Origin of the sequence: Haladaptatus sp. W1 (assembly GCF_001723155.1) — an archaeon.
In the GTDB taxonomy this organism is placed as follows: domain Archaea; phylum Halobacteriota; class Halobacteria; order Halobacteriales; family Haladaptataceae; genus Haladaptatus; species Haladaptatus paucihalophilus.
This window is the reverse complement of sequence record NZ_MEIH01000048.1, coordinates 1-10,029: the sequence shown is the minus strand read 5'-3', so window position 1 is coordinate 10,029 and position 10,029 is coordinate 1. Positions and strand designations below refer to the sequence as shown.

Genomic DNA, 10,029 nt, shown 5'->3' with positions numbered 1-10,029 from the left:
CGCCATCGACGACCAGGAACGCGACCAGCAGGATGGTCAGCGTCGTCAGTCCGATGACCGGGTTCGCCAGAAGCGAAATTCCGGCGATGGCGTAGATGACCGCGAGCAGTCCCTGAACGAAGAACCGCTTCCAGCCACCCGAGAAGGCGCGTGCGATGTGAACCAGCGCCCCGACGACCAGCAACGCTCCGAGTAGAATCGATAGCGAAACACCGGCCGCGAACGGCGCTAAGATGGCGAGTACGCCGATTACGGCGATAATAGCCCCGGCCCCCATCGAAGCACGCCACGATTGTTCGGTGGTCTCCGATACCATTCCCGCACCGCTTTGTACTTCAGTGCTCATTTGAACTTCACCGGTTACATATTCGATAGGTAACCATATAAATTGTGTTGGCTATTTGAAGGAAATTCCAAGAGTCAGACCTATTTCGCGTGGTTGAAAGAGTTAGAAGCGTCTTACCCACTGAATCCGAATCCGAATAATATGGCAGAATTTTTAATTATCTGATAAGCATCACATCTTTTCGGGTCCCGATTTTGACTTTTCCCCTGCTATCTGACCGTTTCAACGTAGCCTTTGATTCCGAAATCGAACCGTCCGTTCAACGGCCGTCGCATCATCGGTCGTCTCACCACGTCTCGATGGTCCCTTCGCGGATGTCTTCGACACATCCCTCGCACGCGGGATGGTCCGGGTCGAAACACTTCGGCCGTCCCTCCTGGTCTATCGGCGCTGCCCGACGGTCGACGTGTCTTCGGCAGACGATTTTGGCCCGGCCGTGTTCGTCCCGCGGCAAATCGGCGAGGACGGTATCGTGAGCGTTCCGGTACGCATCCTTCGCCTCCTCTATCTGGCGGTTCGCCGATTGACGGGTTTCGGCGTACTTCTTTCCCACCTTCCGGAGTTTGACGCGGAGGAAACGGTCGAGGCGGTCGTCCATACCTCCCTCTTGGTGGTGGGGGAATGAAAGGTTAACCCGATTCGGTGGAGCAAAACAACCGCCGAGAGGAAGACGATGAGTTCGTGACGGTTGAAATCCCACCAATAGCGCGTCTAGCGGCCCGAACGAGCCGTTTTCACTTCCACTCTGCTCCCACGTAACCTTTTATACTATTGCGAACCAACCACGGCATGTCTCCCATAGAAAACGAAGTGGAGACGGAGCAACCATGACCGATGTGCGACAGCACGCAGAGGAAATACACGAACAGTTCTCCGACCATCTCGACGTGACCGTAGACGACGTAGCCTCGCGTCTCGACAGCCTCGTCAACGAGTACAAAGTGCCGATGGAAGAGGCGCGACGAAGCGTCACCAGCCATTATCTCGACGAAGCCGGACTGGAACGCGACGACATTCGAACCGGCGGGACCAGCGACGTGAACGTCGAGGACATCGAAACCGACGAAGAGTGGGTGAACCTCACCGCGAAGGTCGTCGACCTTTGGGAACCGCGAAGCGACGCCGTGGGCCAAGTCGGCCTCCTCGGCGACGAGACGGGCACCATCAAGTTCACCAAGTGGGCCAAATCCGACCTCCCCGAACTGGAGGAAGGGACGGTCTACTCGCTCGGTAACGTCGTCACGGACGAGTATCAGGGCCGCTATTCGGTGAAACTCAACCGCACGACCACCATCGAGGAACTCGACGCCGACATCGAGGTCGGCGACAACAGCACCGAGATGGAGGGCGCGCTGGTGGACATCCAGTCCGGCAGTGGTCTCATCAAGCGGTGTCCGAAGGAAGACTGCACGCGCGTCCTGCAGAACGGCCGCTGTTCGGAGCACGGCGAGCAGGAAGGCGAATTCGACCTCCGAATCAAGGGCGTCTTGGACGACGGTCTCGACGTACACGAGGTCATCTTCAATCAGGAATCGACCGAGAACCTGACCGGCATCGAACTGGAGGAAGCGAAGCAGATGGCGATGGACGCGCTCGACACGACGGTCGTGGCCGACGAGATGCGCGAGAAGACGCTCGGCCACTACTACCGCGTGACGGGACCGACGATGGGTCGGTACCTGCTCGCGAACGACGTCGAACTGCTCTCCGGGCCGGTGGATGCCGAAGCGGCGCTTATCAAAGCGAGGTCGATGTAACATGAGCAACGCACCAACACGAGAGGTCGCACGCCGCACCTTCGCGGCGGAGTTCAACGACGCGAGTTACACGTTCAAAGAGTCGGACGACGAGCGCGCACCGGTCTACTTGCTCCTCCCCACGGGCGAGCGAGCGAACCGAGTCTTCGTTGTCGGAACGCTGACCGAGAAGGAAGACGTCGGTGAGGACAGCGAGTACTGGCGCGGACGGGTCGTGGACCCGAACGGGGACACGTTCTTCGTCTACGCCGGACAGTACCAGCCGGACGCCGCGGCCATGCTTCGAGAACTCGAAGCACCGGCCTACGTCGCCATCGCCGGGAAACCCCGGACGTTCGAGATGGACGACGGGACGGTGAACGTCTCGCTTCGACCGGAGTCCATCACCGTGGTGGACGAATCGACGCGGGACCGCTGGGTGGTCGAAACCGCCGAGCGAACCATCGAACGCATCGAGGCGTTCGACGACGAGACGAACCGCTACGCCGCGATGGCGAAAGAGGAGTACGAGCGACCCATCGACACCTACCGCGACAACGCGATTCGGGCGCTCGAAAGCCTCGCCACCGTCGATGGATCGGGTGACGACGGCGGCGACGAAGCGGACGGGGGAGCGGCTACCGAGGGCGAAACGACGCCACAGTAGCGAACTCCACGAGCACCCTTTCGACCGCGGATACGATTTCGAAGGGGTCGGGTAGACGACGCGAAGAGCGACGGCTCTCGATTACGGACGAAACGAGCGGAGATAAAACCGACACCACACCAACCCATGCCCGACGAACGAACCTCACCGAGCGGTGATTGGCGGGAAGTGTACGCGGAGATGGGGGCGGACACGTCGGCGGAAGGGCCGGTTCACCCGTGCCCAAAATGCGGTGCGGAGTCTGTGTGCGTCTTTAATCGCGTGTTCGAGTGCGAGGAACACGGCGTGTGGGCGCTCGACAGAACTGGGAAGCCGCGAATCGGGACGGCGACGGACTCGAATCGGACGATGGCCGATTAGTCGAGGGGTTCGGAGAGCGCGTTCTCGACGCGCTCTTCGAGCAGGCCGGACCACACCAGCGTCTCGGCCGCCGAGATGTCCTCGTGAATGGGGCGGTCCTCGACGAGCGGCGGGACGACTTCGCGGACAGCCTCGTAGGCGGCCGCGGTACCGACACCGTGGGCGAGGTCGTCGGCAACGAACTCCGCGGCTTGCGCGCCGCAGAGGAGTTCGATACCGACGATGGAAAGCGCGTTCGCCACGGCACGGCGAGCGTTGTACGCGCTCTGGGCGCTCATGCTCACGTGGTCCTCCTGATTCCCGCTGACGGGCGTGTTGTCCATCGAGGCGCGCCCGATGGAACGGTTTTCGTTCAACAGCGCGGCGGCGGTGTACTGGGCGATCATGTAGCCCGAGCGCAGTCCGCTGTGTTCGGTGAGGAACGGCGGCAGGTGTGGTTCCTGCGTGTTCGGGTTGAGCATGCGGTCCACCCGGCGTTCCGAGATGGCCGCGAGTTCCGTGACGGCGTTCGTCAAGTAATCGAGCGGGAGCGCGAGCGGGTCGCCGTGGAAGTTGCCGCCGGAGAGGACCGCCGCGTCGCCCGCACCGCTGGCCCGACTGTTTACCGTATCTGCGGGGAAGATGAGCGGATTGTCGGTCGCGCTGTTGAGTTCGATTTCGACGACGCCGCGGAGGTGGGCAACGGCGTCCCGGACCGCACCGTGGACTTGCGGCAGGCAGCGAAGCGAGTAGGCGTCCTGCACGCGGTCGCAGTTGCGATGGGATTCGACGATTTCGGAGTCGGCGGTGAGGCGCTTTACGTTCCGCGCGCTCTTCGCGTGGCCGTCGTGAGGACGGACGTCGGCGATTACGGGGTCGGCGGAGGCGGTGGTTCCCATCGTCACCTCGGTCGTGAGCGCCCCGGCGACGTCGGCCGCTCGAATCGCTCGTTCGGCGTCGCGCACGGCGAGGGCGGCGAGACCGACAGAGAGCTGCGTGCCGTTGATGAGCGCCAACCCCTCCTTGGCCGCGAGCGTCACCGGTTCGAGTCCGGCGGTTTCGAGCGCGTCGGCACCGTCGAGTCGTTCGCCGTCCACCGTTGCGGTTCCCTCGCCCATGATGACCAGCGCGAGGTGTGCGAGCGGCGCGAGGTCGCCGCTCGCGCCGAGGCTGCCGCGCGATTTGACGACCGGGTGGACGCCCTCGTTCAGCATCGTGACGAGTTGATCCACGACGAGTTCGCGGATGCCGGAGTAGCCCTTGACGAGCGCGTTGACTCGGCCGAGCATCATAGCCCGGACCTCCTCGCGGCGCAGTTCCCTTCCCGCACCCGCGGCGTGGCTTCTGATGAGGTTGGTCTGGAGCGTCTCGATGTCCTCGTGTGGGATTCGTTCGTCCACGAGTTCGCCGAAGCCGGTGTTGACGCCGTAGACGGCTTCGCCGCTCTCGACGACCTGTTCGACGCGTTTCCGTGCGGTTCTGACCCGTTCGCGGACGTCCTCGGGACGAAGACGGTCGCGTCGTCGCGCGCGACGCGTTCGACGTCCTCGGGCGTTAGCGATTCGCCGTCGATTTCGATTTCACTCATGATGGACCACCTCGCCGTTCTTCAGCACCGTCTCGACCGTGTTCACGCCGAAGTTGTACGGGACGTGAACGTAGCTCGGTGCGTCGATGACCGCGATGTCGGCCGGGGTACCCGGTTGAAGCGTCCCGGTTCCGTCTCCGATATCGAGCGCCATCGCGGCGTGTTTTGTCCCGGCGACCAGCGCCTCGGCGGGCGTCATGCCCATCTCGACGCAGGCGAGCGACGAGGCGAAGCCCATGCTCTGGGAGTGGCAGTTCGGGTTGAAGTCCGTCGCTATCGCCACCGGTGCGCCCGCATCGAGGAACGCGCGGGCGTCGGCGAATTCCGCGCCGAGGCCGAAGGCAGTTCCCGGCAGGAGGACGGGGACGACACCGGCGTCGGTCAGGGCGGCGATGTCGTCGTTCGTCGCGTAGAGGAGGTGGTCCGCGCTCGTCGCACCGAGATTCGCGGCGAGTTGCGAACCGCCGATGTGGGCGAGTTCTTCGGCGTGAACCTTCGGGTCAAGCCCTGCTCCTCGCCGGTTTTCAGGACGCGGCGTGACTGCGGGACGGTGAAGACGCCTTCCTCGCAAAACACGTCGCAGAACTCCGCGATGCCCTGTTCCACGACGGCCGGAATCTGTTTTTCGACGACTTCATCCACGTAGTCGTCCGCGTCCCGGCCTTCCGGAATCGCGTGGGCACCCATGAAGGTCGGGACGACATCGACCGCGTGGTGGTCGTCGGCCGAGCGATGACGTCGAGCATTCTGAGTTCGGTCTCTGTGTCCAGCCCGTAGCCTGATTTCACCTCGACCGTCGTCGTCCCGTGGGCGAGCATCGTATCGAGGTGCGAGAGCAGGTTCGAGAGGAGTTCCTCGTCGCTCGCCTTCCGCACCGCGCGGACGGTTCGGAGGATGCCGCCGCCGTCCGCGAGGATTTCCCCATACGTCTTCCCCTGCAGTTTCGCCTCGAACTCGTCCGAGCGGTCCCCGGCGAACAGCGCGTGAGTGTGCGGGTCAACGAACCCCGGAATCACCGCTTTGCCGCTCGCATCGACGACGTGGGTCGCGTTCTCCGGCGGGAACTCGCGGGTGACGGGACCCGTCGCGCCGACACGCGCGACGTCGCCGTCAACCACCGCGATTGCGGCGTCCTCGTAGATTCCGAGGGACCCGTCGTCTTCGACCGTGACGACCTGTTTCGCGTCGTGAACGACGGCGGTGAGGTCGTTTTCGTTCGGTTCCGAACCGCTCATCGGCCACCTCCGACGGCGGAGAGGAAGTGGGCAATCGCCCGCGCACCGGCGTTCACCGTTCGGTCGTCGCGGTCGAACGACGGTGCGCACTCCACGACTTCGAAACCAGCAACGCGGTCGTCGCTGGCGGCGAGTCGGAGCATACGGAACAGTTCACGGGGGGAGATGCCGCCCGGCGTCGGCGCGCTGACGCCGGGTGCGAACGCGGCGTCGAGCACGTCCAAATCGACGCTCACGTATATCGCGTCCACGTCGCCCAGCGACTCCAGCGCGGTGTCGATGGCGGAGACGGTATCGTCGTCGACCTCTTCGGCCGTGACGACTTCGCCGCCCGATTCTCGGACGGTATCGGCGTACCTCGAACTCGTCTCGAAGTGGCGCGCGCCGACGCAGGCGTAGGCGTCGAGGCCCGCGTCAAACAGCTGACGGTACGGCGTGCCGCTGGTCGGGTCGTCGCGCACTTCGCGCACGTCGAGATGCGCGTCGAAGTTGACGACGCCGAGCGAACCATCTTCGAGGAGCGGTGCGGCGTTCGGATCGGTGAAGGAGTTGTCGCCGCCGAGAAAGACGGGAAGCGTGTCGGCGTCGTGGAGTCGGTTCGTGAGGATGCGGGCCTCCTGCTGGAGCAGTCGAGTCGTGACCTCGTTCGGTTCGTCGGAGTCGAGCATGAGCATCAGGTCGCCAGCGTCGCCGACGTTGCCGACCGGTCCGGCGTCGAAGTGGTGGGTTTTCACACCGGCGAGGCTCTCGCGGAGCGCCGCCGGGCCGTCCGCCGCACCTTTTCGGCCGATGACGGCGTAGTCGAACGGTTCGCCGAGGAGTACCGCGTCGAACTCGGAAAGGCGGTCGTCGTCCAGTTCTGGGATGGGTTTTACGACGTCGCCGAACTGTTCGTCGTTCGGGTCGGACGACGTACCGCGCCATTCGGACGGTGGGTTCAGTCCGGTCATGTTCGGTCACGCATCGGAACCGCGACGTTCGATTTCTCGGCCTGTTCTATCGCCTCGTCGTAGCCCGCGTCGGCGTGGCGAATCACGCCCATTCCCGGGTCGGTGGTGAACACGCGGCGGGCCTTCTCGGCGGCCAACTCGGAGCCGTCGAGGACGATGTGGTTGTTCGCGTGAAGCGCGTTGCCGATGCCGACGCCGCCGCCGTCGTGGACGGACACGATGTCCGCGCCCGCCGCACAGTTGAGCAGGGCGTTGAGAATCGGCCAATCGGCGATGGCGTCCGAGTCGTCGCGCATGGCTTCCGTCTCGCGGTTGGGGCTGGCGACGGACCCGGCGTCGAGGTGGTCGCGGGTGACGACGATGGGGGCCTCGATTTCACCGTCTGCCACGAGTTCGTTGATTCGGAGGGCGAAGCGAGCACGTTCCGTGAGTCCTTCATCGTCTCCGGCGGCAGGGCCGCATTCGTTTCGATGCTCCGGGGGAGCATCGCTCGTCTCGTAGCCGAGCCAACAAACCCGCGAGGGAAGTCCCTGAAACTCGACCTGCTCCTGTGCGAGGTCTATCCAGCGGTGGAGTTGCTCCTTCTCGGGGAAGAGTTCCACGACGGCCTCGTCGGTGCGGTGGATGTCCTCGGGGTTGCCGGAGAGCGCGGCCCAGCGGAAAGGACCCTTGCCCTGGCAGAACAACGGGCGGATGTAAGCGGGGACGAATCCGGGGAAGTCGAACGCATGCTGCATGTCGCGGTGTTCTTTCACCTGTCCACGGATGTTGTTGCCGTACTCGAAGGCGATAGCGCCCGCGTCCTGAATGTCGAGGATGCCTTGGACGTGGCGAGCCATCGTGTCCAGACTCTCCTCGACGTACGTTTCGGGGTCCTCCTCGCGGAGGTGGTCGGCTTCTTCGACGGAATAGCCCGACGGGTAGTAACCCTCCAGTTCGTCGTGCGCGCTCGTCTGGTCGGTGATGACGTCCGGGACGAATCCCCTGTCGAGCATCCCTTCCAGCATGTCGGCGGCGTTGATGTGGACGCCGACGGAGTACGGTTCGCCGTTCTCGGCGGCTTCCGTCGCCTTCTCGATGGCGTCGTCCAAGTCGTCGGTCTTTTCCATGCAGTAGCCGGTTTCGATGCGGCGGTCGATTCGGTCCTCGTCTACCTCGGCCGCGATGCAGACCCCGTGGTTCATCGTGACGGCGAGCGGTTGGGCACCGCCCATCCCGCCGAGACCGCCCGTGACGACGATTTTACCGGAGAGGTCGCCGTCGTAGTGCTCGTCGGCGAGCGCGGCCAGCGTCTCGTAGGTCCCCTGAATGATTCCCTGCGTGCCGATGTAGGCCCACGACCCCGCCGTCATCTGGCCGTACATGATGAGACCCTTCGCTTCGAGTTCGTGGAAGTGCTCCCAGTCGTCCCACTTGCCGACGAGGTTGGAGTTGGCAATGAGGACGCGGGGCGCGCGTTCGTGCGTCGTGAATCGCCCGACGGGTTTGCCGGACTGGACGAGCAGCGTCTCGTCGTCGTCCAGTTCGCGCAGTTCGGCCATGATGGCGTCGTAGGCGTCCCACGAGCGGGCCGCCCGCCCCGTCCCGCCGTAGACGACGAGTTCCTCGGGGTCCTCGCCGACATCGGGGTCGAGGTTGTTGTTCAGCATGCGAAGGGCCGCCTCCTGTCGCCAGCCCTTGCACTCGATGTCCGTTCCGGTAGGCGCACCCTGATAGTCGCGCCACTGGGCGCTCGGGTCGCCGATGTCGTGGTCGGGGTCCGATGAGTCGTTCATGCGGTTTCTAGCTTGTAGTATGCACGCGAGGCGCAAATACCCACGACCCTCCTTTCGGAGGGTTCTTTAAATATTTCCGGCGAGAATTCCCGGTGATGCACGAGGTCGTGATGCGAATCAAACAGCCGAGCGTTCCGGCGGAAGCGACGGCGGGAACCGAGACGGCGGTCGAGTTGTGGTGTAACGACCACTGTGACCTGTTGCACCTCAGCGGCCCGGACGGGGAAGCCGTCCTCGAACGCATCGAACGGCTCGTCGGCGTGCAAGAACTGCTGGTCGAGGGCGACGAACGGGTGGCGATGACCGAAGCGTGTCTGAAAGAGCACGAAGCCGACACCGTGGAGTCGTTTCTCGCCCGCCACAATTGCCTGCTCGTCCCGCCGTTGCGGTACGTCGCCGGTGAGAAGTGGTGCCGGATACTGGCGCTCGATTCGGCGAACCTGACCGCGTTGTACCGCGACCTCGTAACGACGTTTCCGGTGACGATAGAATCGAAGCGCGAAATCAGGGCTGTTTCGGGTGACAGACCGCTTCTCACGCCGGAAACCGCATTACCCGACCTTTCGTCGCGTCAGCAGGAGGCGTTGGTGCTCGCGGTCGAGATGGGCTACTATCGGATTCCGCGCGAGACCACGACGAGCGAGATCGCGGCGGAGATGGGCGTCGAGCGGCGGACGATGGAGGAGCACCTGCGACGGGCGGAGAACAAGATAGTCGGTGGGATGGTGTCGTTCTACGGCGGCCGTGGCAACGTCTGACGAAACCTTAAGTATCGCCACGGTGCTAATCTACGCTAGGATGGGCAACAAAAACAAGACGATTTCCTTCCGGGTGAACGAGGACGCGTTCGAAACCCTGCGGGAGATCGCCGAAAAGCGCGACATCTCGCTGTCGGCAGTGTTCCGCGACTACGTGGACCTGCTGGTCGCCCATGACGGGAAGGTCAAAGTCGTTCCGGAAAACCAGGTCGGGGAGGAAAGCGACGAGAGTTCGTTCCCGCCGAAAGTCGAGGTTCCGAAGAGCTTCGTCCGCGAACACGAGCGCCTCGAACTGGAAGCCGAACACCTCCGCGAACAGCTACAGGAACACAAGGAGTACCTCCGCCATCTCCAGTCGAAGGTCAGCGATGACGGGGAGGAAGAGGTCATCCAACTGGAGGAGTTGGACGACGAACTGGAGAGCGACGAACCGTTCCGATTGGGGTAGTCGGGGTTCCGAACTCAGCCCGACAGCGAGTGTTTCTTCTGCCGCGACCGTGATTCCATCGAGTCGTCGCCCTCGACGCGGGCGAGTTCCTCGACGGCTTCGAGCGTCCGAACCGAGTCGTCCAAAAAGGAGAGGATGTCGCCCGGATAGGCGTACACCAGATAGTCGTCGGTCATCACGTCCACGA

General features: G+C 63.6%; 10 protein-coding genes and 2 pseudogenes. 5 read left to right on the top strand and 7 right to left on the bottom strand.

What is annotated here, in order from left to right:
* Both BG842_RS02825 and BG842_RS02820 read right to left on the bottom strand, forming a co-directional pair.
* The coding region (locus tag BG842_RS02825) for an HdeD family acid-resistance protein (protein ID WP_254662852.1) at window positions 1-346 on the bottom strand (346 nt) is incomplete at its 3' end.
* Between the two features lie 286 nt (window positions 347-632).
* The gene (locus tag BG842_RS02820) at window positions 633-944 is read right to left on the bottom strand and encodes a hypothetical protein (RefSeq protein WP_007976136.1); all 312 of its coding nucleotides are present in this window, start codon (window positions 942-944) and stop codon (window positions 633-635) included.
* 229 nt (window positions 945-1,173) lie between these two features.
* Here BG842_RS02820 and BG842_RS02815 point away from each other — a divergent pair, with 229 nt between their 5' ends.
* From BG842_RS02815 to BG842_RS02805, 3 genes are all read left to right on the top strand, one after another.
* Window positions 1,174-2,103 (top strand): hypothetical protein, encoded by a 930-nt coding sequence (locus BG842_RS02815; protein WP_007976133.1) that lies wholly within the window; start codon window positions 1,174-1,176, stop codon window positions 2,101-2,103.
* A 1-nt stretch (window position 2,104) separates the two neighbouring features.
* Window positions 2,105-2,749 (top strand): RPA family protein, encoded by a 645-nt coding sequence (locus BG842_RS02810; RefSeq protein ID WP_069449597.1) that lies wholly within the window; start codon window positions 2,105-2,107, stop codon window positions 2,747-2,749.
* Window positions 2,750-2,875: 126 nt separating this feature from the next.
* Window positions 2,876-3,109, top strand: a complete 234-nt coding sequence (locus tag BG842_RS02805; protein WP_069449596.1) for a hypothetical protein — start codon at window positions 2,876-2,878, stop codon at window positions 3,107-3,109.
* Here the strand turns inward: BG842_RS02805 and hutH are convergent.
* From hutH to hutU, 4 genes and pseudogenes are all read right to left on the bottom strand, one after another.
* Window positions 3,106-4,676, bottom strand: a pseudogene (gene hutH / locus BG842_RS02800) (histidine ammonia-lyase). The gene BG842_RS02805 and the pseudogene hutH overlap by 4 nt on opposite strands.
* Window positions 4,669-5,911, bottom strand: a pseudogene (hutI, locus tag BG842_RS02795) (imidazolonepropionase). Before hutI ends, hutH begins: the two co-directional pseudogenes overlap by 8 nt.
* Entirely contained in the window at window positions 5,908-6,861 is a 954-nt protein-coding gene (hutG, locus tag BG842_RS02790; RefSeq protein ID WP_069449595.1) for a formimidoylglutamase, read from the bottom strand. The pseudogene hutI and the gene hutG overlap by 4 nt, the downstream one beginning before the upstream one ends.
* A complete protein-coding gene (gene hutU / locus BG842_RS02785) occupies window positions 6,858-8,636 on the bottom strand; it encodes a urocanate hydratase (protein WP_069449594.1) in 1,779 nt (592 codons plus the stop codon). Before hutU ends, hutG begins: the two co-directional genes overlap by 4 nt.
* Before the next feature lie 95 nt (window positions 8,637-8,731).
* Between hutU and BG842_RS02780 the strand changes: the two genes are divergently transcribed.
* A complete protein-coding gene (locus BG842_RS02780) occupies window positions 8,732-9,394 on the top strand; it encodes a helix-turn-helix domain-containing protein (protein WP_069449598.1) in 663 nt (220 codons plus the stop codon).
* A 40-nt stretch (window positions 9,395-9,434) separates the two neighbouring features.
* Complete coding sequence (locus BG842_RS02775; RefSeq protein WP_069449593.1) at window positions 9,435-9,842, top strand: ribbon-helix-helix protein, CopG family; 408 nt, start codon at window positions 9,435-9,437, stop codon at window positions 9,840-9,842.
* 14 nt (window positions 9,843-9,856) lie between these two features.
* Here the strand turns inward: BG842_RS02775 and BG842_RS30935 are convergent.
* The coding region (locus tag BG842_RS30935) for a DUF5814 domain-containing protein (protein ID WP_254662853.1) at window positions 9,857-10,029 on the bottom strand (173 nt) is incomplete at its 5' end.

Coding starts and splice junctions, on each gene's coding strand:
- BG842_RS02820 (WP_007976136.1), bottom strand. CDS start 944: ATGGACGACCGCCTCGACCGTTTCCTCCGCGTCAAACTCCGGAAGGTG.
- BG842_RS02815 (WP_007976133.1), top strand. CDS start 1,174: ATGACCGATGTGCGACAGCACGCAGAGGAAATACACGAACAGTTCTCC.
- BG842_RS02810 (WP_069449597.1), top strand. CDS start 2,105: ATGAGCAACGCACCAACACGAGAGGTCGCACGCCGCACCTTCGCGGCG.
- BG842_RS02805 (WP_069449596.1), top strand. CDS start 2,876: ATGCCCGACGAACGAACCTCACCGAGCGGTGATTGGCGGGAAGTGTAC.
- hutG (WP_069449595.1), bottom strand. CDS start 6,861: ATGACCGGACTGAACCCACCGTCCGAATGGCGCGGTACGTCGTCCGAC.
- hutU (WP_069449594.1), bottom strand. CDS start 8,636: ATGAACGACTCATCGGACCCCGACCACGACATCGGCGACCCGAGCGCC.
- BG842_RS02780 (WP_069449598.1), top strand. CDS start 8,732: ATGCACGAGGTCGTGATGCGAATCAAACAGCCGAGCGTTCCGGCGGAA.
- BG842_RS02775 (WP_069449593.1), top strand. CDS start 9,435: ATGGGCAACAAAAACAAGACGATTTCCTTCCGGGTGAACGAGGACGCG.